This is a genomic window from Pseudomonas sp. NPDC087358, from assembly GCF_044900785.1.
In the GTDB taxonomy this organism is placed as follows: domain Bacteria; phylum Pseudomonadota; class Gammaproteobacteria; order Pseudomonadales; family Pseudomonadaceae; genus Aquipseudomonas.
Window position 1 is genome coordinate 533118 of the sequence record NZ_JBJDOA010000003.1, and the last position, 24301, is coordinate 557418.

20 protein-coding genes are annotated in these 24301 nt (G+C 62.0%); 7 read left to right on the forward strand and 13 right to left on the reverse strand.

Features of this window, described 5'->3' with window-relative positions; translation table 11 throughout:
• Nucleotides 1–21 precede the first annotated feature (21 nt).
• The 3 genes from ACI2KS_RS09240 to ACI2KS_RS09250 are packed head-to-tail and all read right to left on the reverse strand — an operon-like array spanning nucleotide 22 to nucleotide 5852.
• Nucleotides 22–1458: an efflux transporter outer membrane subunit gene (locus ACI2KS_RS09240; protein ID WP_404619289.1), complete on the reverse strand. Its 1437-nt coding sequence runs from the start codon at nucleotides 1456–1458 to the stop codon at nucleotides 22–24.
• Complete coding sequence (locus tag ACI2KS_RS09245) at nucleotides 1442–2608, reverse strand: efflux RND transporter periplasmic adaptor subunit (RefSeq protein ID WP_404619291.1); 1167 nt, start codon at nucleotides 2606–2608, stop codon at nucleotides 1442–1444. The genes ACI2KS_RS09240 and ACI2KS_RS09245 overlap by 17 nt, the downstream gene beginning before the upstream one ends.
• The gene (locus tag ACI2KS_RS09250) at nucleotides 2598–5852 is read right to left on the reverse strand and encodes an efflux RND transporter permease subunit (protein ID WP_404619293.1); all 3255 of its coding nucleotides are present in this window, start codon (nucleotides 5850–5852) and stop codon (nucleotides 2598–2600) included. Before ACI2KS_RS09250 ends, ACI2KS_RS09245 begins: the two co-directional genes overlap by 11 nt.
• Before the next feature lie 218 nt (nucleotides 5853–6070).
• Between ACI2KS_RS09250 and ACI2KS_RS09255 the strand changes: the two genes are divergently transcribed.
• The 3 genes from ACI2KS_RS09255 to ACI2KS_RS09265 all read left to right on the forward strand — a co-directional run bounded on the left by ACI2KS_RS09255 (nucleotide 6071) and on the right by ACI2KS_RS09265 (nucleotide 8204).
• Nucleotides 6071–6481, forward strand: a complete 411-nt coding sequence (locus tag ACI2KS_RS09255; RefSeq protein WP_404619295.1) for a hypothetical protein — start codon at nucleotides 6071–6073, stop codon at nucleotides 6479–6481.
• 849 nt (nucleotides 6482–7330) lie between these two features.
• Nucleotides 7331–8059, forward strand: coding sequence for a zeta toxin family protein (locus tag ACI2KS_RS09260; protein WP_404619297.1), 729 nt, complete (start codon nucleotides 7331–7333; stop codon nucleotides 8057–8059).
• On the forward strand, nucleotides 8046–8204 hold the full coding sequence (locus ACI2KS_RS09265) for a hypothetical protein (RefSeq protein WP_404619299.1): 159 nt from the start codon (nucleotides 8046–8048) through the stop codon (nucleotides 8202–8204). Before ACI2KS_RS09260 ends, ACI2KS_RS09265 begins: the two co-directional genes overlap by 14 nt.
• Before the next feature lie 46 nt (nucleotides 8205–8250).
• On the opposite strand, the gene ACI2KS_RS09270 is transcribed toward ACI2KS_RS09265, so the two are convergent.
• From ACI2KS_RS09270 to ACI2KS_RS09280, 3 genes are all read right to left on the reverse strand, one after another.
• On the reverse strand, nucleotides 8251–9642 hold the full coding sequence (locus ACI2KS_RS09270; protein WP_404619300.1) for a sensor histidine kinase: 1392 nt from the start codon (nucleotides 9640–9642) through the stop codon (nucleotides 8251–8253).
• On the reverse strand, nucleotides 9620–10303 hold the full coding sequence (locus ACI2KS_RS09275) for a response regulator transcription factor (protein WP_404619302.1): 684 nt from the start codon (nucleotides 10301–10303) through the stop codon (nucleotides 9620–9622). The genes ACI2KS_RS09270 and ACI2KS_RS09275 overlap by 23 nt, the downstream gene beginning before the upstream one ends.
• Before the next feature lie 529 nt (nucleotides 10304–10832).
• A complete protein-coding gene (locus ACI2KS_RS09280; protein WP_404619304.1) occupies nucleotides 10833–11732 on the reverse strand; it encodes a formate/nitrite transporter family protein in 900 nt (299 codons plus the stop codon).
• A gap of 138 nt (nucleotides 11733–11870) precedes the next feature.
• Between ACI2KS_RS09280 and ACI2KS_RS09285 the strand changes: the two genes are divergently transcribed.
• On the forward strand, nucleotides 11871–12356 hold the full coding sequence (locus tag ACI2KS_RS09285) for a GNAT family N-acetyltransferase (protein WP_404619306.1): 486 nt from the start codon (nucleotides 11871–11873) through the stop codon (nucleotides 12354–12356).
• 32 nt (nucleotides 12357–12388) lie between these two features.
• On the opposite strand, the gene pncA is transcribed toward ACI2KS_RS09285, so the two are convergent.
• From pncA to ACI2KS_RS09310, 5 genes are all read right to left on the reverse strand, one after another.
• Nucleotides 12389–13039, reverse strand: coding sequence for a bifunctional nicotinamidase/pyrazinamidase (gene pncA / locus ACI2KS_RS09290; protein WP_404619308.1), 651 nt, complete (start codon nucleotides 13037–13039; stop codon nucleotides 12389–12391).
• 120 nt (nucleotides 13040–13159) lie between these two features.
• Nucleotides 13160–14125, reverse strand: a complete 966-nt coding sequence (locus ACI2KS_RS09295) for a D-2-hydroxyacid dehydrogenase family protein (RefSeq protein WP_404619310.1) — start codon at nucleotides 14123–14125, stop codon at nucleotides 13160–13162.
• Between the two features lie 169 nt (nucleotides 14126–14294).
• Entirely contained in the window at nucleotides 14295–14948 is a 654-nt protein-coding gene (locus ACI2KS_RS09300; protein WP_404619312.1) for a DUF1345 domain-containing protein, read from the reverse strand.
• Between the two features lie 148 nt (nucleotides 14949–15096).
• Nucleotides 15097–16440, reverse strand: a complete 1344-nt coding sequence (gene gudD, locus ACI2KS_RS09305) for a glucarate dehydratase (protein ID WP_404619314.1) — start codon at nucleotides 16438–16440, stop codon at nucleotides 15097–15099.
• Between the two features lie 60 nt (nucleotides 16441–16500).
• Nucleotides 16501–17850, reverse strand: a complete 1350-nt coding sequence (locus tag ACI2KS_RS09310; RefSeq protein WP_404619316.1) for an MFS transporter — start codon at nucleotides 17848–17850, stop codon at nucleotides 16501–16503.
• Nucleotides 17851–18192: 342 nt separating this feature from the next.
• Between ACI2KS_RS09310 and ACI2KS_RS09315 the strand changes: the two genes are divergently transcribed.
• The gene (locus tag ACI2KS_RS09315; protein ID WP_404619318.1) at nucleotides 18193–18906 is read left to right on the forward strand and encodes a FadR/GntR family transcriptional regulator; all 714 of its coding nucleotides are present in this window, start codon (nucleotides 18193–18195) and stop codon (nucleotides 18904–18906) included.
• Nucleotides 18907–18989: 83 nt separating this feature from the next.
• Here ACI2KS_RS09315 and ACI2KS_RS09320 read toward each other — a convergent pair whose 3' ends face one another.
• A complete protein-coding gene (locus tag ACI2KS_RS09320; protein WP_404619320.1) occupies nucleotides 18990–20141 on the reverse strand; it encodes an alpha/beta fold hydrolase in 1152 nt (383 codons plus the stop codon).
• A 222-nt stretch (nucleotides 20142–20363) separates the two neighbouring features.
• Between ACI2KS_RS09320 and ACI2KS_RS09325 the strand changes: the two genes are divergently transcribed.
• Nucleotides 20364–21461 carry a CdaR family transcriptional regulator gene (locus tag ACI2KS_RS09325; RefSeq protein ID WP_404619322.1) on the forward strand — a complete coding sequence of 366 codons (1098 nt, stop codon included), beginning with the start codon at nucleotides 20364–20366 and terminating at the stop codon, nucleotides 21459–21461.
• Between the two features lie 128 nt (nucleotides 21462–21589).
• Here ACI2KS_RS09325 and ACI2KS_RS09330 read toward each other — a convergent pair whose 3' ends face one another.
• On the reverse strand, nucleotides 21590–22795 hold the full coding sequence (locus ACI2KS_RS09330) for a diguanylate cyclase (protein WP_404619324.1): 1206 nt from the start codon (nucleotides 22793–22795) through the stop codon (nucleotides 21590–21592).
• Nucleotides 22796–23090: 295 nt separating this feature from the next.
• Between ACI2KS_RS09330 and ACI2KS_RS09335 the strand changes: the two genes are divergently transcribed.
• Nucleotides 23091–24227, forward strand: coding sequence for a glycerate kinase (locus ACI2KS_RS09335; RefSeq protein ID WP_404619326.1), 1137 nt, complete (start codon nucleotides 23091–23093; stop codon nucleotides 24225–24227).
• Nucleotides 24228–24301: the final 74 nt, after the last annotated feature.

Genomic DNA, 24301 nt, shown 5'->3' on the forward strand with positions numbered 1-24301 from the left:
TCAAAGCGCCGGTTGATCAGGTCAGGATGCGGATTTCCAGCCCCCGCCCAAGGCCACCAGCAACCCGACATGGGCCTGCAAACGGCTGGTGTCCACTTCCTGCAAACGGCGTTGCGCCTGCAGCGCCGTGGTCTGCGCGGTGACCACCTCAAGGTAGTTCACCGCGCCTGCTTCATAGCTGCTCATGGCCATGCGCTCGGCGCTTTGCGCAGCGTCGACGGCGGCTTGCTGATCGGCTGACTCGCGTTGCAAATCCTGTATCTGCCCCAGATTGTCTTCGACCTCACGCACCGCCCTGAGGACCTGGCTGTGGTACTGCGCGGCCGCTTCTTCGAACTCGGCCCTGGCCTGGCGCTCATTGGCACTGCGCCGCCCGCCGTCGAAGATCGGCAGGTTGATCAGCGGTCCCAGCGCCCAGTAGCGGTTGGCGGCAGCGAGCAGATTGCCACTGCCTTGAGTCTGGCCACCTAGCAGGCCAGTCAGGCTGAAGTCTGGATACCAGGCAGCCTTGGCCACGCCGATATTGGCGTTGGCGGCGAACACCCGACGCTCTGCCGCAGCAATGTCAGGGCGTTGCTGCAACAGCCTGCCAGGTAGCGCCTGCGGGAGACTGGGCACGCTCAGCGGGTCGGCGTCATGCACCAGCGCAAAGTCGCTGGGCAGCACGCCGATCAGTTCGGCGATGGCGTGTTCGCTGAGGTCGCTCTGGGCCTTCACGTCGTCCAGTTGTGCCTGGGCTTCGGCCAACTGGCTCTGGGCCCGGGTCAGGTCCAGTTCCGAGGCGATCTTGCCCTCATAGCGATCACGGGTCAGTTGCAGGGCCTGGCTGTAGTCATCCAGCGACGTCTTGAGAATCCGGCTCTGGGCATCCAGGCCGCGGGCCTGCACATACAGGGTCGCCAGCTGTTTTTGCAGGCTCAGCCGCGCGACCGCCAGATCATCCGCCGAGGCCTGAGCCTGGGCGTCACCGGCGGCCACCTGATTGCGGATCCTGCCCCACAGGTCGGGGTCGAAACTCAGGCTGAACCCGGCGGTGTCACTGTTGTACACCGAAGGCTGGCTGGAGCCGCGCAATGGCTTGCGGTCCGATTGACGCTGGCGCAGCGGGCTGAGACTGGCGCCGACTTGCGCAAACAACCCGGCGTGCAACTGGCTGGCATAGGCCTGGGAGGCGTCGTAGTGGGCCAGGGCCGCTGCCAGGTCCGGGTTGGCGGCGAGCAGTCGCTGTTGCAGGTCGTCCAGCTGTTTGTCCTCAAACAGCTGCCACCATGGCGCCTTGAGCTGATCGGCCGGTTGCGCCGGATGCCATGCTTTGGAGTCGACCCCGGCCTGTTCCTTGTAGTGCTCAGGCAACGGCACGTTCGGTGTGTGATAGGTCGGTGCCAGCGAGCAGCCCTGCAGGCTGATGGCAAGGGCGATGGCAATGGCGGGGGCCAGACGTTCAAGCCTTGGGCGCATGCTCACCTCCAGCGTCAGCCAGCTGCACCGGATCGTTCTCGCGCAAGGCGTCGGGCGGGTTGTCGATCACCTTGTCTGCGACCTGCAAGCCCTGATCGACCACCAGCCGGTCGCCCAGGTCCATGGCGATATGGATAGTGCGCAGGTGCACGTGACCTGCGCTGTCCAGGGTCGCCACCTGGGTGCCTTTGGCGCGAAAGATCAGCGCACTGGCGGGGATGCTCACGCCCTGTCCGCCAGCGGCGACCGGCAAAGTGGCGTCGGCGTAGTCACCGGGTAGTAGCGAGCCGTCCGGGTTGTCGGCGACGAATTGTGCGAGCAGCGTGCCGGAGCGCGGATCGACCGCGGTGGAGTCGCCCATCAGCCGCGCGCTGTAGGTCTTGCCCGGATGCTCGGGGACGCTCAACTGCACCTGCATGCCCGGGTGGATCACGCTGGCGTAGTTCTGTGGCACCGGCACGTAGAGACGCAGGCGGTGGGTGTCGGCCATGCTGAACAGCGGAGCAACACCGCCGTCATCGGCCTTGATCAGCTGACCGATGTCGGTGTTGCGGGCGATGATGGTGCCGCTGAAGGGGGCTCGAATGGTCTTGTAGGCGGAGAGGTCCACCAGGCGTTGATAGTCCGCCTCGGCAGCCTGCACGTCGGCCTTCGCGGCGGTAGCGGTCGAGCGTTTTTCATCCACCTCCTGTTGCGACACCGAATGCGTGGCCAACAAATGTTGCCAGCGCTGGGCGGTGGTCTGGGCGATGCGCGCGGTGGCCTGCTGCTGGGCCAGATGGGCACGGGTCTGCGCCAGTTGCTGGTCCATTTCCGGGCTGTCGATATGGGCGAGCACCTGACCGGCCTGGACCTGAGCGCCGATGTCCGCGCTCCAGTCTTTCAGATAACCACTGACCCGGGCGTTGATCGCCGCCTTGCTCCAGGCCTCAAGCCGCGCGGGCAGTTGCAGCGTATCGCCCTGGGCGTTTTGCGCAGGGGACACCACGCTGACCACGGGCACCGCCTGGCTTTCGGTCCACGCGGCCACTTGATGATCATGACGCGTGCGCGCCGCCAGGCCGTTGGCGACCAGCAGCGCCGCCAGGGTCAGACCGCCGATGCCGGTCAGCATCAGGCGTTTGCGCGAAGGGGCGTTTTCAGACGACATGGGGTGTTTCTCCATCGGTAGCGCGGGCTTGGGTGGCGGTGTTGGGGTTTACACAACGGGGTTGCGAACGACGGTGCACGAGGCTGAACACCACCGGCACGAACAGCAGGGTGGCGGTGGTCGCCAGGATCAGCCCACCGATCACGGCGCGGCCGAGCGGGGCGTTCTGTTCCTGGGAAATGGCCAGCGGCAGCATGCCGATGATCATCGCCAGGGCGGTCATGCACACCGGACGGAAGCGCGTGTAGCCGGCCTCCATTGCGGCCAGCAGGGCGTCGCCATGTTCGGCCAGGCGCTCGCGACAGAAGCTCACCACCAGAATCGAGTTGGCGGTCGCCACGCCCATGCACAGGATCGCCCCGGTCAAGGCCGGCACCGATAACGAGGTGCCACTGAGGAACAGCATCCAGACGATCCCGGCCAGGGCCGCGGGCAGGGCGGTGATGATCACGAACGGGTCGGTCCACGACTGGAAGTTCACCACGATCAGCAAGTAGATGAGGACCACCGCGCCGAGCAGGCCCAGGCTCAGGCCGCTGAAGGCTTCGTGCAGGGCATCGACCTGACCGTGCAGGCTGACGGTCGCGCCTTTGGGCCGCAGATGCGCCGTTTCGTCGATGACGTTCTGCACGTCTTTGGCGACGCCGCCCAGGTCACGGCCCTGCACGTTGGCGAACAGGTCCAGGGTCGGCTGGATGTTGTAGTGGGTGACCACCGCCGGGCTGTCGACCCGCTTGATGGTGGCAAGGCCGCCGAGGATCTGCGATTGACCCTCGCTGCCGGTGATCGGCAGGGCTTCAAGGGTCGGCAGGCTGTCCAGGCGGTATTGCGGGGTGGCGGCGACCACTGAATAGGACACGCCGTTTTTCGGGTTCAGCCAATAGGTCGGCGCCACTTGCGAGGTGCCGGCCAGTGAGGCGCCGAGGCTGGTGGTCACGTCTTTTTCAGTGATGCCCAGTTGCTTGGCGCGCAGGCGGTCCACGTCCACTTGCAGCGAGGGGTAGCCGGTGGACTGCTGGATGCGCAGATCGGCGATACCGGGAATGTGTTGCAGCCGGCGTTGCAGCTCCAGGGCATAGGCCTGGTTGGCTTCGCCGTTGGGACCGGAGACCTTCAGGTCCAGCGGGGCAGGTGCGCCGAAGTTGAGAATCTGGCTGCTGATGTCTGCCGGTATGAAGGCGAACTGGCTGCCGGGGAAACTCTGCGGCAAGGCTTCGCGCAAGCGTTTGACGTAGTCGGCGGTCGGCGCATGATCGGGCTTGAGGGTCACCTGGATGTCACCGTCCTGCGGGCCGATGGTGCCGCTGCTGCTGTAGGCCATGTCGATGCCGCTGAGCGGGATGCCGATGTTGTCAATCACAGTGTCCAGTTCATTGGCCGGAATGATCTGGCGGATACGCTGCTCGATGCGGTCGAAGGCCGCAGCACTCTCTTCGATGCGGGTGCCCAGCGGCAGGCGCACATGCATCGACAACGCACCGGCGTCAGTGGCGGGGAAGAAGTCCTCACCCAGGCTTGGCAGCAGCGCGAAACTGGCCAGTACGCAAGCCAGAAAACCCAGCAGGAACGATTTGCGATGGTGCAGGGCCAGCCCCAGCAGGCCATGGTACAGATCACGGATGGCCGAAAAGCGATGCTCGAAGCCTTGCTGAAAGCTCAGCAGGCCGCGCAGAACGAAGTTGCGCTGACGACCCTGCTGATCGCCCTCGTGGTGATTGATGAACGCATCCTGCGGGTGATGACCGGGGCCGGTTTCCAGCACATGGGGCTTGAGCAGGAACATCGCCAGCGTCGGCACCAGTGTGCGCGACAGCAGGAACGAGCTGCCCATGGCGAAGATCACCGCCAGCGCCATGGGGCGAAACAGGTAACCGGCAATGCCTTGCAGCATGAACATCGGCACGAAGACGATGCAGATGCACAGCAGCGAGACGAACGCCGGGCCGACGATCTGCCGGGCGCCGTCCATGATCGCGTCCTTGACCGCCTTGCCTTGTTCCAGGTGCCAGTTGATGTTCTCGATGGTCACCGTGGCGTCGTCCACCAGAATCCCGACCGCCAGCGCCAGCCCGCCGAGGGTCATGACGTTGAGGGTCTGGCCGCTGACCGCAAGCAGCGCAATGGCCGATAGCACGGCAAGGGGGATGGAGGCGGCAATGATCACCGTCGAGCGCCAGCTGCCGAGGAACAGCAGAATCATCACGCTGGTCAGCAGCGCGGCAATGATGCCTTCGCGGGCGACGCTGCCTACCGACTCCTTGACGAACACCGAGGCATCACCCAGCAGCGAGGTTTTCAGTTCCGGCGGCAGGGTTTCGTTGATCAGCGGCAGCATGTTGCGGATGTTGTCGACGATCGACAGGGTCGAAATGTTGCCGTTCTTCAGCGCCGGCATCAGCACCGCGCGACGGCCATCGACCCGCACGATGTTGGTCTGCGGGGGCGATCCGTCACGCACGTGGGCCACTTGACCGATGGTGATCAGCGCACCGTCCACGGTCTTGATCGGCAGGTCGTTGAGTTCGTCGATGGCTTTGGGGCTGTTGTTCAGTAGCACGGTGTATTCGTCGCTGCCCATCTTTGCCGTGCCCACCGGAATGATCTGGTTGCCGGCGGCCAGCGCATTGCCGACGTCCTGCGCGGACAAGCCCTTGGCGGCCAGCGCCTGCGGGTCAAGGTCCAGGGTGATCTGCCGTTGTTTGCCACCCATGGGCGTCGGCATCGCCAGGCCCGGTACGGCGCTGAGCGGCAGGCGAATACTGTTCTGCACCAGGTCGCGAATCCGCGCCTCCGAAAGCGTCGGGCTGGAAAACGCCATCTGCAGGATCGGCACGGTGGAGGCGCTGTAGTTGAGGATCAGCGGCGGGGTGATACCGGCCGGCATCTGCTTGAGCACGGTTTGTGACACCGCTGTCACCTGCGCGTTGGCGGTGCGGATGTCGACGCCCGGCTGGAAGAAGATCTTGACGATGCCCATGCCCGGCAGCGACTGCGACTCGATGTGTTCGATGTCGTTGACCGTGGTGCTGAGCGAGCGCTCGTAGGTGTAGATCACCCGTCCCGCCATGGCGTCCGGCGACAGCCCGGCGTATTGCCAGACCACAGCGACCACCGGGATGCCGATTTCGGGGAACACGTCAGTGGGCGTCTTGAGGGCCGCCATTGGCCCGACGATACAGATGAAAATCGCCAACACGATGAACGTGTACGGCTTGAGCAATGCAGTCTTGACCAGCCCGAGCATGCCGGAAACCTCCCATTTCGAATCAGCGCAGTCTTGGTGCAGGCACCTAACAGGCGGCTTTCCGGCAGATGAACAAATCGTTAGTCCGATGCACAAAGAGCTTTCATGGGGGATTCATTTGTTGTTCATGTGCACCGCGCGCAGCCTTGCTCGATCGAAATCCGTCCCGCTGAGCGGGGATTTCCCGACCGTTTTTCAATCTGCCGAGGTGCGCCGTCATGAAAGCCCAATCGCTGTTGCTGATCCCGATGTTAGGTCTTGTTGCTGCGTTGTCGGCCTGCGCCGGCCCCATGCCCAAGGCTGACCCGAGCGAGGCCTGGATCGGCCTGCAGGAAGAGCCTTCAGGGGTGCTGATGGCCGAGGACCTGGACGGCAAGCGCCTCAACGACGGTCGCTATTTCGAGGTCAAGCCGGGGGCACACAAGCTGGACCTGGAACTGATCGTTGAAGGCAGCGGTGACGATGGCCAGGTCAATTGCCAGACAGGCATCAGCTTCAGTCAGTTCAAGGCCGGCGAGCATTACAAGCTGGTGGAGTCGAGTCTGGGCGAGGAGTACCGAGTGAAGCTTGAGGATGCTCATGGGCATCAGATTGGGCATAGCAAGGACTTTACCTGCATGCCGGGGTGATCCTGTCTGGCCTTCGGCGAGGTTACTGGTTAGCAAAATCAGAACGATCAAACGCACAGACTGGCGACCTGGAAGGCCGAGCGCAGGTGTTGTGTAGGGAGATGAGCGGCATTGCTGATCGTTCCCACGCTCCGCGTGGGAATGCCGCCCGGGACGCTCTGCGTCCGTTGACGCGGAGCGTCAATCACTGCGTTGCCACGCGGAGCGTGGGAACGATCAATCAAAAGCAGAGCTGTACAACCCACCCTGTAGCAGTCCGGCTTGCCGGCGGAAGCGGTTTTGAAGATGCCACCGCCGGCAAGCCGGATTGCTACCAGGGGGGGGCGGAGTGCCGCGCTTTTGTGAACGCACAGGATGGCGACCTGGAAGGCCGAGCGCAGGTGTTGCGTAGGGGGATGAGCGGCATTGCTGATCGTTCCCACGCTCCGCGTGGGAATGCCGCCCGGGACGCTCTGCGTCCGTTGACGCGGAGCGTCAATCACTGCGTTGCCACGCGGAGCGTTGGAACGATCAATCAAAAGCAGAGCTGTACAACCCACCCTGTAGCAGTCCGGCTTGCCGGCGGAAGCGGTCTTGAAGATGCCAACGCCGGCAAGCCGGATTGCTACAGAGAACAACCTGTGCGTCGAAACCCCGGTACACCACCAGACCTGTAGACGACGTCGGAATTCTGCGCACTGAGTGAGCCTTGCTGGCTTGTCAGGTATCAGACGTGGGTTTTGAGCTGGCTGGTGAATGCTGACCAACGCATCCTGTTTCGTTTTGTTGCGTCGGGTAGGCAGAGCTGGTCGAGCACGCTTACCGTGCCCGGACCCATTTGTGATGAGTACAGGCAAGGAGGCGTAGTCAATGGAGCCGGATGATCAACGGGTCGCGGATGACGCAGTGGTGTTTGCCAAGGCGAACAGGAAGGAAATTGCGAGGAGACTGACGGATCAGGCGGTTTATTTGCCGGATGAGTTCCCTGTTTCGATATTCATGGCCGGGTCTCCCGGCGCAGGTAAGACCGAGGCATCATTAGAGTTTCTGGCCAGATTCGAAGCCATGTCGGTTCGGATTGATCCCGATTTGCTCCGAGTGGAACTTCCATCTTATACAGGTGGCAACGCCTATCTCTTTCAGCGTGCGGTTTCTGTTTTGGTGGACAGGATTCACGATCAGGTCTTGAAGCAAAGCCAGTCATTTTTGCTCGATGGTACCTCTGCAAACTTTGATGTCGTGGCGCGGAACATCCGTAGATCTTTGAAACATGGCAGGTTCGTGCTGTTTCTCTACGTATATCAGGATCCGGCTTTGGCGTGGCAGTTTGTTAAGGCGAGAGAGCAGATTGAGGGGCGCAACATTCCGCTGGAAGAGTTTGTCAGGCAGTACTTCAGTGCCAGAGACACTATAAACCGGTTAAAACTGGAGTTTGGACATGCGATCACTGTTGATATTTTCATCAAGAATGAACAGGGGCTAACACAGGTTTACAAGGAGAACATCCAGCGCGTTGACGATCATGTCCCCGAAATTTATGATCAGGCTTCGCTCGCAAGGATGCTGACAACCAGAGGGAATGAATATGAGCACTGCTAAGAAAACGACACCAGAATTGAAACGGTCGCTTTCCGACTTCGTCCGCAACGCCACTTCCGAAGAGAAGGAACGCGTCTACCAGGAGGTCATGAAAAAGGCCTGGGAACGCCAGGATCGGATCATCGAGAAAGCCCGCAACCTGTAAGCCCGACCCTATATGACAAAGCCGCCCCTGAGGCGGCTTTGTCATGTCACCCCAACGCCAACACCTGCCGACACTCCAGCACCAGACTCGCACCCCCCGAAGGGCTGTTGCCGATGCGCAGTTTGAAGCCGTGCAAGTTGACGATGGCGGCGACAATGGACAGGCCCAGGCCGAAGCCGCTTTGCTGATTGCCGGTTTCGCTGCGGTAGAAGCGTTTGAACACGGCCTCGCGCTCGGCATCGGGGATGCCGGGGCCGGTGTCCTGAACTTCGATGAACGTCGTGTCACCTTCGGCGCGGGCGATCATCAGTACCTGGCCGCCGGGCGGGGTAAATTTGATCGAGTTGCTGAGCAGATTCGACAGCGCCTCGAACAGCAGCGCCCGGTCGCCCACCACCGGCGGCAGATGCTCGGCCACTTTCAATTGCAGGGCGACGCGACCTTCTTCGGCGAGCGGCAGGTAGAAGTCGTGCAGTTCCTGCAGCAGCGGCAGCGGATCGAGCTGGCCGAACGCCGAACGACGCTGGTGATCCTCCAGCTCGGAAATGCGCAACAACCCACGAAAGCGTGCCATGAGGGTGTCGGCATCGGCGATCACCTGCGCCATCTGTTCGCCTTGTGGGGAATCTTCCGGCGACTGCTGCTGGATCCGGTACAACTGTGCACGCAGGCGGGTCAGTGGGGTGCGCAGGTCGTGGGCGATGTTGTCGCAGACGCCTTTGACTTCATTCATCAGACGTTCGATGCGGTCGAGCATGGCGTTGACGATGTCGGCCAGCATGTCCAGCTCGTCGCGCCGGTCGGAGACGGGCAGGCGTCGGGTCAGGTCGCCGGTGACGATGGCTTCGGCACTGGCCTGGATCGCGCCGATTCGCCGCAGTGGCCGGCGACGCAGCAGATGCCAGCCAGCGGCGCCTGGGATGATCGTCAGGGAAATACCCCACAGCAGGGCGCGCAGAATCAGCGTGGTCACGGCAAACAGCGAGCCGTTGTCACGCACCAGGATCAGCCAGCGATTGTCCAGGGTATGAATCGCCACCGCATCGCAGCTGGCCCTTGGCAGATCCGGATCGTCGGACTCGATGCAGGTGTCCAGTTCCTGGATTTCGCCGGTCAGCCCGAGCCCCTCGGGGATCGCGTGGATCGGTCCGCTGATGGGCTTGAGATCGTTGTCGAACAAGCCATAGGCGTCAACCGAGCGCATGTCGAACTTGTCACTGGTAGCCAGCGCATCGTCCAGCTGCGCGCCTTCGAAACGCGAGAACAGCTGCTGGCGCTGCATCAGTGAGTGACGGGCGAGGGTGTTGAGGTAACTGGTGACTTCCCAATACAGCACCCCCATGAGGATGCTGCTCCAGGCCACGAACAGAAAACTGTAAAGCGCCAGCAGACGGCTGCTGGAGGAGCGCCAGCCCTTAGACGGGTTCGGCAATGACATAACCTGAGCCTCGAACGGTACGTATCAGCGGCGTCAGGGTAGGGGGATCGATTTTCTTGCGCAAGCGACCGATGTGCACGTCGATCAGATTGGTCCCAGGGTCGAAGTGGTACCCCCAGACTTCCTCGAAGATCATCATGCGAGTGATGATCTGGCCGCTGTTGCGCATCAGGAATTCCAGCAGTTTGTATTCGGTGGGCAGCAGGTTCAGTGGCTGGCCTGCGCGGCTGGCTTCGCGGGTGATCAGGTTCAGCTCCAGATCCGCCACCTTGAGCATGGTTTCGGCTTGGGTACCGGGGTTGCTGCGGCGCAGCAGGACTTCGACCCGGGCAGCCATTTCGTCGGAGGCAAAGGGTTTGGACAGGTAATCATCGCCGCCGGCACGCAGGCCTCTGACCCGTTCGTCGACGTCGGACAGGGCGCTGATCATCAGGATCGGCGTGGCAATCCCCAAGGCGCGCATGGTGGTGACAATCGCCAGACCGTCGACTTCCGGCAGCATGCGGTCCAGGGTGATCAGGTCGTAATCACCGCTGACCGCACGCACCAGACCCTCGCGGCCATTGTCGACCCAATCCACCTGAAGGCCATGGCTGCTGAGTTCTGCAACGATTTCCCTGGCGGTGACGGCATCGTCTTCGATTGTCAGAATTCGGGTCATTGGATTGTCTGAACCACGTAGTGACTGAAGGCTTCATTTTGCCTTTAAACGTAGTCGGTATTTCTTAAAAATAATTTAAGTTGGGCCCTAAGGCCCAACGTAGGCGTGAGCTTGCTTGCGATTTCGGTAGGTCAGGCACCCAATATCTGGCAGATAGACCGCTATCGCGAGCAAGCTCACTCCTACAGGAGGCATGCTCATCGCGAGCAAGCTCACTCCTACAGGAGGCATGCTCTATCGCGAGCAAGCTCACTCCTACAGGAGGCATGTTCTATCGCGAGCAAGCTCACTCCTACAGGAGGCATGCTCTATCGCGAGCAAGCTCACTCCTACAGGAGGCATGCTCTATCGCGAGCGCGCTCACTCCTACAGGAGGCATGTTCTATCGCGAGCAAGCTCACTCCTACAGGAGGCATGCTCTATCGCGAGCAAGCTCACTTCTACAGGAGGCATGCTCTATCGCGAGCACGCTCACTCCTACAGGAGGCATGCTCTATCGCGAGCACGCTCACTCCTACAGGGGCTGCTTTTATCGCTCGCTCGGGCCTTCGCGTTTCGGATCGGCTCGCTGTTCGTGCTTCGACGCCTGCTTCTTCGGCGTACCGCTTTCACTCCTGATCTGCGCATGGCTGATCAAGGCGAATATAAAGCTGCCGCCGATGATGTTGCCCGCAAGCGTGGGGCCTGCGAACACCAGCCAGAATTCCTTCCAGGCCAGCTCGCCGGCGAACACCAGATAGGACACTTCCGCCGAGCCGACCACGATGTGGGTGAAGTCTCCAAGGGCCATCAGGTAGGTGATCATCAGAATGATCCAGATCTTGGCGTTTTCCATGGAGGGAATCATCCATACCATGGTGGCGATCATCCAGCCGGAAACGATGCCCTTGGCGAACATCTGCGAGGTGCTGTTTTCCATGACCTTGCGACCGATTTCCAGAAAGGCCGCGTCAGTCTTGGTGTCGAAGATTGGCAAATGCAGCATGACGTAGGCCACCAGCAGCGTGCCGCACAAATTGCCCACCAGCACCACGCTCCACAGGCGCAGCAGCCGCCCGAAATTGTTCAGGGTCGGCTTGCTCATCACCGGCAGCACGGCAGTCAGGGTGTTTTCGGTGAACAACTGCTGACGGGCGAGGATGACCGCAAGGAACCCCGCGCTGTAGCCGACACTGGCAATGACCTTGAAGGCTTCGCCATCGGGCAAGCGCGAATTGAGCAACCCCATGGCCATCAGTGACAAGCCCATGGTCAGGCCGGCGGCGAGCGCCGACCAGAACAGCGCCGCGACATTGCGCTCCAGTTCCTGGTCGCCCTGCATGCGGATCGTCTCGTGCAGGACGGCGGCACGCGGCGGCTGGTTTTCGTCGATGTCGCGCTCTTCCTCGGCGGTCAGGCCTGGGGTCTTGCCGTCTTGTTCACTGTCCATGAAAATCCTTTGGTTGCTGAGGTGGGAGCAGTGTTTTCGGTTTTGTCTGCTGCGCCGTGCTGTTGGTTGAGACACAATCGGCTGCCTGTCGTTCGCCAGCCCACGCCAGCCTTTTTCATTGATTCAGGAGACCCCGCTGTGACCCTTCATATTCGTGACGCTACCCGCGCCGACGCCGCCGTGATTCTGGGCTTTATCACTGAACTTGCGATCTACGAAAAAGCCGAGCACGAGGTCAAGGCCAACGTGGCCGATATCGAGCGCAGCCTGTTCGACGAGCCCTCGCCAGCCAGGGCGTTGATTTGCCTGCTGGACGACCAGCCGATTGGCTTTGCCGTGTATTTCCTCAGCTATTCCACCTGGCAGGGCCGCAAGGGGTTGTATCTGGAAGACTTGTTCGTCTCGGCAGCGCATCGCAGTATCGGCGCGGGCAAACGCTTGCTGCGCCATCTGGCGAAGATCGCCCACGACAGCGGTTGTGCCCGTTTTGAATGGAGTGTGCTGGACTGGAATCAGCCGGCGATTGATTTCTACAAATCGATTGGCGCCGAACCGCAGGATGAGTGGGTGCGTTACCGGATGGAGGGTGAGGGGTTGAAGCGTTTTGCGTTGGGCCAGGGGTAACGCAAGCGCCTGGTCCCCTGACAAGTTGGCGCTCAGTCAGATAAGTCGTCGCTGTTGATCCGAACCACCCCCGCCGTTTGCAAATCCTGCCAGGCCTGGTCCAGCGACCCGGCCAGATCGATCGCCTTGCAGGCATCGGCAATCACCCAGGTGTTGAACCCGGCCGCCCGCGCGTCGAGCGCCGACCATGCCACGCAAAAGTCCAGCGCCAGCCCGACCACGAACACGTTATCGATGCCGCGCTCTTTGAGATAACCGGCCAGCCCGGTCTGGGTGGTACGGTCGGCCTCGACAAACGCTGAATAACTGTCGATCCCGCTGTTGCAGCCTTTGCGCAGAACCAGCTGGGCATGGGCGATGTCGAGCTCGGCGTGCAGTTGTGCGCCGTGGCTGCCTTGCACGCAGTGATCCGGCCACAGGGTCTGCGGGCCGTAGGGCAGGGTGATGCTGTCGAACGGATTGCGGCCGGCGTGGCTGCTGGCAAACGAGACATGCCCGGCCGGGTGCCAGTCCTGAGTGATCACCACGTTGCGAAAGCGGGCACCGAGACGGTTGATCAGAGGCACCAGTTTTTCCCCCTCGGCCACCGCCAGCGCGCCGCCGGGCATGAAGTCGTATTGCATGTCGATGATCAGCAGGGCGGATCGCGGGTCGGCGGGCAACAGAGTGAGGGGGGTGGTCATGATCGAGGTCCTTGATGGGGTATCAGAAGCTGTGAAGCATCCTGGAGCAGCACGGCGTGCCGGCGGTGGCGTCCCTGGGATCGCTATCGCCAAGCCGGGCTGCTACGGGAGGGCGCCGGATCAGGCAAACACCCGAATCGGCGTCCCTGCATGCCAGGCCTGGATATCTTCGATCATCTGGCTGAAGAACATCCGGTAGTTGTTCTGCGTGACATACCCCACATGCGGCGTCGCCAACAGGTTGGGCAGGCTGCGCAACGGATGATCGGCGGGCAAGGGTTCGATGCTGTACACGTCCAGCGCCGCACCGGCGATTCTCTTCTGCTGGAGCACTTCGATCAAGGCGTCCTCATCGACGATCGGACCCCGGGCGGTGTTGACCAGATATGCCGTGGGCTTCATCCGGTTCAGGGAGTCAGCGTCCACCAGTCCGCGACTGCGGTCACTGAGCACCAGGTTGACGGAAATGATGTCCGACTGCTCGAACAACGTCTGTTTGCTGACATAGGTCACGCCATGTTCGGCCGCGCGCTCTGCGGTCAGGTTTTCGCTCCAGGCAATCACGTTCATGTCAAAGGCCTGCGCATAGCGGGCGATCTTCTGGCCGATGCTGCCCAGGCCGACGATGCCTAATGTCTTGCCGTACAGGTCGCTGCCGATACCGATCTGCCAATTGCCGGCGCGCAGGGAGTTGGCTTCATCGACGATGTTGCGCGTCACAGCCATGATCAGCGCCCAGGTCAGCTCCGGCGCGGCGTACTTGTAGCTCTCGGTGCCGACCACGGTGATGCCCAAACGAGCGGCGGCCTTGAGGTCCAGCGCGGCGTTGCGCATGCCGCCGCTGACCAGCAGCTTGAGGTCGGGCAGTTGGCTGAGCAGGGCATCGTCGAAGATCGTGCGCTCGCGCATCACGCAGATCACGTTGAAGTCTTTGAGGCGGGCGACCATGGTCGCGGTGTCGGCGGGGTAATCGTGAAGAAAGCTGACGTCGCCAATCGGCCCGAGGACTGACCAGTCCAGCACATCGTGGGCGACGGATTGCCAGTCATCGAGTACGGCAATTCTCAGCGCAGAACCCTGAGTCATTAGTTAGGCCTCGTTCAAGGAGCACATTGGACTTTGTGGCGCTCACAGTACGCTTGGGCAAGTCTAAGTGGAACCCTGAAAAGAGTTCTGACGGGCTGACCACTCCGGGGTGCGGCTGACCTGATGACGGACACTGAACCTACAGGGGATTTGCGTTGCTTCACAGCGGTCAATTGAACAGCCCCGCCGCGATGTTGATCGAGAACCCGAGAATCGAGGTGTTGAACAGAAAGCCGATCAGCGACTGCGCCAGCACGACCTTGCGCATCGCCCGGGTAGCGACGCCGACGTCGGAGGTCTGCACGGCGACGCTGATGGTGAAGGAGAAATACAGGAAGTCCCAGTAGTCGGGGTTCTGCTCGCCGTCGGCGAAGCGCAAGGCTGCGTCTTCGCCATCCCAGGTGTAGAACATTCGCGCGTAATGCAGGCTGAAGATCACCCCGGTCAACAGCCAGGAGCCGACGATGGTGAAACCGGTGAAGGCGTAATGCATGGCCTTGTCGCTGGAGCTCATGCCTTTGATCCCGGCCAGCTCCAGAACGATGGCCGCAAGGCTGGCAATCGCCGCGACACACACCACTACCAGCACCAGCCCGGCGTTTTCGTCCTCGACCTCGGCGATGCGTCGCACGTCCTCGGCGTTGGATTTGAAGGTCCGTTGCATGATCAGCACCATGTAGATCCAGCCGGCGACGTTCCAGGCGATCAGGCATTTGCTGGTCAGGGTGATGCTGGGTGCGACAAACGCCGCAGCGATGCCGGCGGCAAAGCCCAGGGCAATGGCAATGGTCAGGCGGGGGTGGGTCTGGGTCAGATGAGACATGAGGGGGCTTCGCGGCAGCAATGTGCGCAAACCTTAGCACGCCGAAGTCGCTGGAGCGGGTGAAGAAAAACGGCGCGCAAGGGGTTACGCGCCGGTCGCCAGTTGGCAATTAACGTGGAACGTTTTCAGACAGCCTTGACGCCCGCGCTTAGCGGACCAGGCAAGGCTGCTTGTTGTTGAAGCTCCAGTTGGGCAGCAGGAACTGCATCGCCGCGCTGTCATCGCGTGCGCCCAGGCCCATGCCTTTGTACAGTTCGTGGGCCTTGGCGACCTGATCCATGTCGATTTCCACACCTAGGCCCGGCTTTTTCGGCACCTGCACGTTGCCACCGACGATCTGCAGTGGCGCCTTGGTCAGACGCTGGCCGTCCTGCCAGATCCAGTGGGTATCGATGGCGGTGATGTTGCCCGGCGCTGCGGCTGCGGCGTGGGTGAACATCGCCAGCGAGATGTCGAAGTGGTTGTTGGAATGCGAACCCCAGGTCAGGCCCCACTCGTTGCACATCTGCGCGACGCGCACCGAACCCTGCATGGTCCAGAAGTGCGGGTCGGCCAGTGGGATGTCCACCGATTGCAACTGGATCGCATGGCCCATCTCACGCCAGTCGGTGGCGATCATGTTGGTCGCGGTACGCAGGCCGGTGGCGCGGCGAAACTCGGCCATGACCTCGCGGCCCGAGTAGCCGTTTTCCGCACCGCACGGATCTTCGGCATAGGCCAGCACCTTGTGCTGGTCACGGCACAGGCGGATGGCTTCCTTGAGCGACCATGCGCCGTTGGGGTCCAGGGTGATGCGCGCTTTGGGGAAGCGTTCGGCCAGGGCGGTGACGGCTTCGATCTCGGCATCGCCGCTGAGCACGCCGCCCTTGAGTTTGAAGTCTTCGAACCCGTATTGCGCGTAGGCCGCTTCAGCCAGACGCACTACCGCTTCAGGGGTCAGGGCCTCTTCGTGGCGCACGCGGAACCACTCGTTGTCAGCGTCGTTTTCGGTGCGATAGGGCAGGTTGGTCTTGTTCTGATCGCCTACGTAGAACAGGTAGCCGAGCATCTTGACCTGGTCACGCTGCTGGCCTTCGCCGAGCAGGGCGGCGACCGGGACTTCCAGATGCTGACCCAGCAGGTCGAGCACGGCAGCCTCGATGCCGGTCACGGCGTGAATAGTGATGCGCAGATCGAAGGTCTGCAGGCCCCGGCCGCCCGAGTCACGCTCGGCGAAGGTGCGGCGCACGTCGTTGAGGATCTTCTGGTAGTTGCCGACGGTGCTGCCGACCACCAGCGAACGGGCGTCCTCCAGGGTCTGGCGGATCCTTTCGCCACCGGGGATTTCGCCGACGCCGGTGTGGCCGGCGCTGTCCTTGAGGATCACGATATTGCGCGTGAAATACGGGCCGTGGGCGCCGCTCAGGTTGAGCAGCATGTCATCGTGGCCTGCCACCGGGATGACCTGCATCTGGGTGATGACTGGGGTGCTGCCGGAGTTCGGTGTGGTCATGGCTAAATCCTTGGGTTTACAGGGCGCTGCGAGAGCGCCGTCAAAACGAAGTTCAGGGCATCAGGAGTGGCTGGGCGTGGCGTCTGCCTTGGGCACGGGTACGGCACCGGGCTTGGGCGTGGTGCGTACGGTGAACACCAGGACGGCGGCGATGATCGAGGTTGCGGTCAGCCCATACAGGCCACCCTGGATCGAGCCGGTCTGCTGTTCGAGGATGCCGAAGGTGGTCGGCGCAACGAAGCCGCCCAGGTTACCCACCGAGTTGATCAAGGCAATCACGCCGGCGGCGATGCGCGCATCCAGATAGCCTTGGGGGATCGGCCAGAACAGCGATGACGCCGACTTGAAGCCCATGGCCGCGAAGCAGATGGCGACGAACGCGAACACCGGGCCGCCGGTGGTGGACATGAACATCCCGGCGGCGGCGATCAGCAGGGCCGCGGCGACCCAGGCCTGCTGGTGTTTCCATTTGGCCGACAGCGAGGCGAAGCCGTACATGCAGACGATGGCGATGAACCAGGGAATCGAGTTGTACAGGCCGACCTGGAAGTCGCTCATGTCGCCCATTTTCTTGATGATGCTCGGCAGCCAGAAGGTGGCGGCGTAGATCGTCAATTGAATGAAGAAGTACATCACGCAGAACAGGATGATCTGCGGGTCTTTGAGCAGCTTGCCAATGGACAGCTTCACCGGGTTCGCCGCTTCGCGGGCGCGTTGCTCGGCATCGATGGTGCTGACCAGCGCGTCTTTCTCGGCCTCGGTCAGCCACTTGGCGTCGTGGGGTTTGGAGTCGAGCCAGAACCATACGAAGAAGCACAAAACCACCGAAAACATGCCTTCGATGAAGTACATCCATTGCCAGCCGTGGAAACCCAGGCCCTCGATCTGCAGCAGCATGCCCGAGAGCGGGCCTGAGATCAGCGAGGCAAAGGCCGAACCGCTGAGAAAGATGGCAATCGCCTTGCCACGCTCGACACCCGGCAACCAGCGCGTGAAGTAATAGATCACGCCCGGGAAGAAACCCGCTTCAGCCACACCCAGCAGAAAGCGCAGGATATAGAAGTGGGTTTCGGTCTGGATGAAAGCCATGCCGCAAGCGACCAGACCCCAGGTGAACATGATCCGGGTCAGCCAGATACGCGCGCCGACTTTCTGTAGCAGGATATTGGAGGGGACTTCGAACAGCGCGTAAGCGATGAAGAACAGGCCGGCGCCGAAACCGTATGCGGCCGCGCCGATGCCCAGGTCATGTTCCATGTGACTACGCACGAAGCCGATATTGACCCGGTCGATGTAGTTGACGATGAACATGATGACGAACAACGGCAGGATATGACGCTTGACCTTGGAGACCGCCGATTGCAGGACGGAGTCGTTGGCGTCATTCACCCGTGATGAGGATGTGTTCACTCTGGTTTGCTCCCACTGATTATTTTTATGCGGGTTAAAGCTCAAGTTGTGTGTGACAAGGTGTGCGCCTTGTTGCCAGTCATCATACAAGTAAGGCGTCGCGCCGCAAGCGGTTTTGCGGGGCTTGTGGGAATTATTTCAAGGGAATATCCTCGCTTGTCTGACAAGTTGGATGAGTGCGCTGGGAGCGATTCAGGCCTGAGGTTCCGTGGCTTTCAAGGACGACCGTCGGTTGGCAGAGCGCTTGACTGCCGTCGATTTCGGCACCTGCAGGATTGAGAAAAGACAAGTATCGCCAGACCCTGAGTCCGGTATTTTTATAAGTGTTCGGACAACCTGACCATGCAGATACCTCCCCCGATTGCGCCCAAGCGACGCCAGCACAACCTGGCCACGGATCTGGTCACTGACCTGAGCCAGCGGATTCTGATGGGCACGATCGCCCCCGGCGAGAAACTGCCTTCCGAGAGCGAGATCGTGCGCCAGCAGGGTGTCAGCCGCACTGTCGTGCGCGAGGCGATTTCAAAACTGCAGGCGTCGGGTCTGGTGGTAACCCATCAGGGCAAGGGCACCTTCGTGTTGCAGCGTGTGCAGCACAGCGGCCTGCAACTGAAGGTCGAAACGGCGTTCAGCGTGCGCCACATCATCGAGTTGCGCATGGGCCTCGAGACCCAGGCGGTGGCGCTGGCGGCGCAGCGACGCACCCAGGAGCAGCTGACGGCGATGCGCACGGCGCTGGATGACTACCAGGATCTGTTGGCCAAGGAGGACAGTTGCGTGGAGGCCGACCGGCGCTTTCATCTGCTGATCGCCGAGGCCACTGGCAACCCGTATTTCGTCGAGATTCTGCAGAATCTGGGCAATGCGGTGATTCCACGCAGTCGCATCGCTACCAGCGAAAGAGCGGGCAGCAGCCTGACGCATCACGCCTATCTGGCGAATCTGGAGCACGAGTCGATATTGGCCGCGATCCGCCGCCAGGATCCGGACGCCGCGCGGGCGGCCATGTGGACGCATCTGAGCAATAGCCGCGAGCGCTTGGCGCCGGTGGAGTGAAGTGTGCTTGCGCTAATCCGCTCACATACTTTCGATTCTGCCCGCAGGCTTGGCTACTTTTGTCCTGAGTTGTGCATCACTCGCTATCTTTTACCTTGCGCCAGAACCTCCATCATCACCCCCATCTGCCACTCGAAATACGGATTGAACGTCAGCCGCGCAAACACCTTGCCAGGCTCGCGATGACCCCAGTCCGAATACCACACCGGCTCCCCACTCAGGCATTTATGCATGTCGGCGTCCTGCTGGCCGTTCCAGCAGATGCGCTGGCTGCCGGCTTGCCCATACAGGCGGTTGTCCGGGGAAAACATCAGGCCCATGTGCGAGAACTGGGCGATGCGGTATTGCGGCAGGTAATCATTGCGCACCAGCACCCTTGGGGTCGTTGCCGCCGGGGCCGGCTGGTCGCCGTACCAGATCAGCCGGCTGGCGGGATTGCTGAAGCGCGCATTGAAGTTGTCCAGCACGTAGGCGGTGTCGAGCACCGAGTCGTGTTGGGTGATGGCGACGAACACCGGCCTGGAATAGGGCGCCTGTTTGATCCGGTCCTGGGCCAGCAGCGCGCTGCGGTAGAACTGGGCGAAGCCGTTGGTGGGCACGTTGAGGTAGCGCACCGGCGTCTGCATCGGGCGCACGCCGTCGTTGGGGCTGGCCAGCCAGGGGCGAAACCAGCCGATGTACTGGGTGACCCAGGCGTAGGTGTTGTCCGGCCGAAACGCCGGAGAAAACAGCACCAGCCCGGCGATTTCCGGGTGTTCGTAGGCGTAGTCCAGCACCAGGTTGGCGCCGGTCGAGAACCCGCCCAGGTACACCGTCGGCACCTCGCGCTGGAGGATCTGCGCTTGCTCGCGCACCACCTGCTGCCATTGTTTGAGGGTTACATCGAGCATATCTGCAGGCTTGCTGCCGTGGCCGGGCAACAGCACCGTGCGCACCAGAAATCCCTGCTCAGCCAGTTTTTGCCCAACGTCATTGAACGACCACGGCGAATCCCCCAGCCCATGCACCAGCAGGATCGCGCGGCGGGGCGCGGCGTTGGGTCGCCATTCGCGGGGCGCGTTCCATTCGATTTCGGCGGCATGATCGTCGGTCTGAAACGTGCGGTTGTGCTGCATCCAGGCAATGGTCTGCTGGCGATACTCGGCAAAGCTTGCCTGGCCCAACGGCGCATCGTTGGCGGCGCAAGCTTGCAGGCTCAGCAGCGAAAGGAGCAGGGCAAGGCGGGATATGGGCAAGATGGCAGATGCTCTGGAAATGACTGAATCGTCTAGGAGACGTACCGCAGGCTCAGACCCGCAGCAATTGGCACTGTGCCATGCCAATTGTGTGACGGGTATCGGCGCTGATCGTTCCCCAGGCAGGAACTGCGCGCGAAAATCAGGCAGACTCCCCCCACCCATAAAAACAAATCGTGATGTGTATGAACCTGCAACCACCTTGCTCACAGGCCCTGTCCCATGTTCGCCCTTGATCATGCCCTGGCTCAGGACATCGTCGATCGGGCGATGGCGATCTTGCCGTGTAACGTCAATGTCATGGACTACCTGGGCATCATCATCGGCAGTGGCGAGGCCGATCGGCTGTACACCCGGCATGAAGGCGCGCAGCTGGTTTTGGCCAACAGCCGCGTGGTGGAGATCGATTCGCACACGGCGCTGCAGCTCAACGGGGTGCGACCGGGCGTCAATCTGCCGTTGCTGCTGGACCAGAAACTGGTCGGCGTGCTGGGCATCACAGGCGAGCCGGATCAGGTTCGGGTGTACGCCGAACTGGTGAAAATGACTGCCGAGATGCTCATGGAGCATCGGCGCCAGCAGGCCGATGAGCAATGGCGGCATCAGCGCAGTGAGGATCTGCTCTCGCGTTTGCTGCTGGGCGACGCGGCCGCGCACTTGGTCGATGAGGCCGAGCAGCTGGGTCTGCAGCCGCAATTGCCGCGCCAGGCAGTGTTGATCGAGTTGCCTGCCGAGGCGACTTACGCAGGGCAGTTGGGCGCCTGGCTCAATGGCCGCTACGCCAACAGTTGGTGTGTGTTCTGCGAGCCGAGTCTGATTTACTGGTGCCGTGCGGCCGGCAAGGATCGCGACGATGCCTTGCTGCTGGAGCAGTTCGATGAGCATGGCTGGCCGGCGCAGCGCATGGCCACGGTCGAACCTTCGGCCGATCTTGGCGCCTTGCGCAATGGGTGTGCGGCGGCACGTGATCTGCTCGATTACGCCCGTCATGTCCAGCCTCAACAAAAGCTGCTGCGCCTGGCCAGTTATCGTCTGGCGCTGCTGTTCTGGCGTAACCGCCATGACTGGCTGGCCGAGGGCGTGGCCCAGCCGGTGACCCGTCTGCAGGGCAACGGGCAATTGCTCGATACGCTGCGCGCCTGGTTCGATTACAGCGGCGAAAGCCAGGCCTGCGCCGATGCCTTGGGGATCCATCGCAACAGCTTGCGTTATCGGCTGGAGAAGATTGCCGAGGTCAGTGGCTGCGATCCGTATCGCACCGATGACCTGCTGCGCCTGTACGTGGGGATGCAGATGGTGCCGCGTATTCAGCAGGCCTGAGGTTGAAAGCATTGGCTGGGGCGATTGTTCTGAAGCCGTCCGGCTTGCGGCGCTAGCGACCGCTATGGCGCCAGCGCCGGCAAGCCGGACGGCTACAGGTCACTGCCATTGCCAGGGCCTGTTCACGGCTACAAATCCACCGCCTCCACCACCTCGACGCGCCCACGCACACGCTTGGCCCGATACAGCGCCTTGTCCACCGAGCGCAGCAATGCCTCGAAATCCTCTCGGCTGTTCATCACCGAGGTTTGCGCCAGGCCTGCGCTGAAACCAATGGAAAACGGCAATGAAGGCGTGCGCTGTTGCGTGTCCAGGGTTTCGCGCAGCCGCGCCATGAACCCCTGGGCTTGCTGGATATCGGTGCCAGGGAACACCAGCAGAAATTCCTCCCCACCCCAGCGCACGAACACATCGTCCTTGCGCGTGAGCCGGGTGACGGTGCTGGCGAACATCTGCAACGCCATATCGCCGACCGCATGACCGTACTGGTCATTGATCTGCTTGAAGTTGTCCAGGTCGATCATCGCCACCGACAGCGGATAGCGCCGGGCCGCATGCTGTCGCCGTTCCTGCTCAAGAATGGTCGACACCGCGCCGCGCCGGTTGAGCGCGCCGGTCAGGGTGTCGGTGATGCTCAATTGCACGACCTGCCGACGCAGTTGCTCCTGCAGCATCAGGGCGAAGCTCAAGGTGAACAGGAACGACACCATGAAATCCATGGCCAGCGCGGGCAGCGAGAACATGTCCGGCTCGGTGAAATCCAACGCGGGTGGCGGCTGCAGGGCCAGGGTGACGGCCGAGTGGGCATGGAATATCAGCAACGCGACATGACCGGCAAGCAAGGCCCAGGCCCCCCGAAAACGGCGCCTCAATGGCCAGGTGATGCAAAACTGAAGGCCAATGCTGACCACACAGAACAGGAAGAACCACGCCAGCATCAAGCCATTGTGCAAGAGCACGCCGGCGCCGATGCCATACAGCAGCACGGGGGCCAGCAGGGTGCGCAGATGCCAGGCCACGCTGCGGTGCCGGTCGCACAGTTGATGCAACGCCAGGCTGTGGCAAGCAATGGCCAGGAGCAATCCGCAGGTGTTGGCGAGGAATGCCGTCTGCGGCGAGAGCATGTCCAGCCAGGCATGCTCAGGTCCGAGCACGCCAGGCTGCAGCAGGTCCACCGCGCGATAGGCGGCCAGCACCAGGTCGCCGGCAATCCACCAATGTAACGGCGCGCGATGACGGCTGCTGCCGACGTACGACAGGCACAGCATCAGCGTGGTCATGAATCCGAACGGGATGATGATGAACAGCAGGGTAACCGGGTCGTTCAAAAGCATAAGGCAGCGGCTTTCATCATCGATGGGCGAAGCTGGCGCAGCGCTGCGCGCAGATATCGCCAGAGACCTTAGGGAAATAGTGGCCACATAGTGTCATAACTGACAGGGGGCGTGGCCGAATCAGCCATGCCCGAAATCACGTTATAAAGAACAACCGCGCAAGCGTCGACCGCGGCTCACCGTTGCCAGACGTTTTTGTTCGTATGACCAACGGCGGCCGATCAGCATTGTGCGATGGGCAGGCGGAAAACCCGCGCAGTAATGAGAAGATCGCGACTCGGATAAGGAGAACAATATGAAAATCGTCATCGCCCCGGATTCCTTCAAGGACAGCCTCAGCGCCCAGGCCGTTGCCCAGGCGGTTGCCAGTGGCCTGCGGGAAGTCTGGCCCGACGCTCGTCTGGTCGAATGCCCCATGGCCGATGGCGGTGAGGGCACTATCGAGGCCGTGCTGGCGGCCTGCGACGGGCAATGGATGCAGACCCCGGCTGTCGGCCCGCTGGGAGAACCGGTAGACGCGCAATGGGGCTGGCTGCCCCAGTCCCGCACTGCAATCATCGAGATGGCCACGGCCAGCGGTCTGCAATTGCTGACCCTGGAACAGCGCGACGCCACCGTGACCAGCACATTCGGCACCGGGCAGCTGATTGCCGCCGCCGTGCAGGCGGGGGCCCAGCGGGTGATCCTGGCCATCGGCGGCAGTGCGACCAACGACGCCGGGACAGGCATGCTCGCAGCGTTGGGCGCGCGGTTTCTCGACGCATCGGATCAGCCATTGCCACCCGGTGGCCTGGCCTTGGCACAGCTGGCGCGTATCGACTTGACGCAGCTGGATGCGCGTCTGAAGGACGTGCAGTTCGAGGTGGCCGCCGATGTCGACAACCCACTCTGCGGCCTGCATGGTGCCTCGCATATTTTCGGTCCGCAGAAAGGCGCCTCGCCGCAGCAGGTGCTTATGCTGGACGCGGCGTTGGGGCATTTTGCCGAACACTCGGCGCGTGTACTGGGCGTCGATGACAGCGAGTATCCGGGCAGCGGCGCGGCAGGAGGTATGGGCTTTGCCGCCAAAGCCTATCTGAACGCGTCGTTTCGCCCTGGTGTGGAAGTGGTCGCCGATTTGACCGGCCTGGCCCAGGCGCTGGACGGCGCCGACCTGGTCATCACCGGGGAAGGGCGGTTCGATGCCCAGACCCTGCGTGGCAAGACGCCGTTTGGTGTGGCCAGGATTGCCCAGCGCCAGAACGTGCCGGTGATCGTGCTCGCCGGGACACTGGGTGAGGGGTATGCCGATTTGTATGAGCATGGCATCAGCGCGGCCTTTGCCTTGACCAGCGGGCCGATGACCCTGGACCAGGCCTGCCGCAACGCCGCAACCCTGCTGCATGATCGTGCCCGGGATCTGGCACGGGTCTGGGCGTTGGCTGCGCGCTAGTGGATTGCACTGGCAGCCGCTGGCGGACGACTCGATCGCCTGGCCCGGCGCACTTAGCCAAACGCCAGCCGCAG

Coding starts and splice junctions, on each gene's coding strand:
- ACI2KS_RS09240 (WP_404619289.1), bottom strand. CDS start 1,458: ATGCGCCCAAGGCTTGAACGTCTGGCCCCCGCCATTGCCATCGCCCTT.
- ACI2KS_RS09245 (WP_404619291.1), bottom strand. CDS start 2,608: ATGTCGTCTGAAAACGCCCCTTCGCGCAAACGCCTGATGCTGACCGGC.
- ACI2KS_RS09250 (WP_404619293.1), bottom strand. CDS start 5,852: ATGCTCGGGCTGGTCAAGACTGCATTGCTCAAGCCGTACACGTTCATC.
- ACI2KS_RS09255 (WP_404619295.1), top strand. CDS start 6,071: ATGAAAGCCCAATCGCTGTTGCTGATCCCGATGTTAGGTCTTGTTGCT.
- ACI2KS_RS09260 (WP_404619297.1), top strand. CDS start 7,331: ATGGAGCCGGATGATCAACGGGTCGCGGATGACGCAGTGGTGTTTGCC.
- ACI2KS_RS09265 (WP_404619299.1), top strand. CDS start 8,046: ATGAGCACTGCTAAGAAAACGACACCAGAATTGAAACGGTCGCTTTCC.
- ACI2KS_RS09270 (WP_404619300.1), bottom strand. CDS start 9,642: ATGTCATTGCCGAACCCGTCTAAGGGCTGGCGCTCCTCCAGCAGCCGT.
- ACI2KS_RS09275 (WP_404619302.1), bottom strand. CDS start 10,303: ATGACCCGAATTCTGACAATCGAAGACGATGCCGTCACCGCCAGGGAA.
- ACI2KS_RS09280 (WP_404619304.1), bottom strand. CDS start 11,732: ATGGACAGTGAACAAGACGGCAAGACCCCAGGCCTGACCGCCGAGGAA.
- pncA (WP_404619308.1), bottom strand. CDS start 13,039: ATGACCACCCCCCTCACTCTGTTGCCCGCCGACCCGCGATCCGCCCTG.
- ACI2KS_RS09295 (WP_404619310.1), bottom strand. CDS start 14,125: ATGACTCAGGGTTCTGCGCTGAGAATTGCCGTACTCGATGACTGGCAA.
- ACI2KS_RS09300 (WP_404619312.1), bottom strand. CDS start 14,948: ATGTCTCATCTGACCCAGACCCACCCCCGCCTGACCATTGCCATTGCC.
- gudD (WP_404619314.1), bottom strand. CDS start 16,440: ATGACCACACCGAACTCCGGCAGCACCCCAGTCATCACCCAGATGCAG.
- ACI2KS_RS09315 (WP_404619318.1), top strand. CDS start 18,193: ATGCAGATACCTCCCCCGATTGCGCCCAAGCGACGCCAGCACAACCTG.
- ACI2KS_RS09325 (WP_404619322.1), top strand. CDS start 20,364: ATGTTCGCCCTTGATCATGCCCTGGCTCAGGACATCGTCGATCGGGCG.
- ACI2KS_RS09330 (WP_404619324.1), bottom strand. CDS start 22,795: ATGCTTTTGAACGACCCGGTTACCCTGCTGTTCATCATCATCCCGTTC.
- ACI2KS_RS09335 (WP_404619326.1), top strand. CDS start 23,091: ATGAAAATCGTCATCGCCCCGGATTCCTTCAAGGACAGCCTCAGCGCC.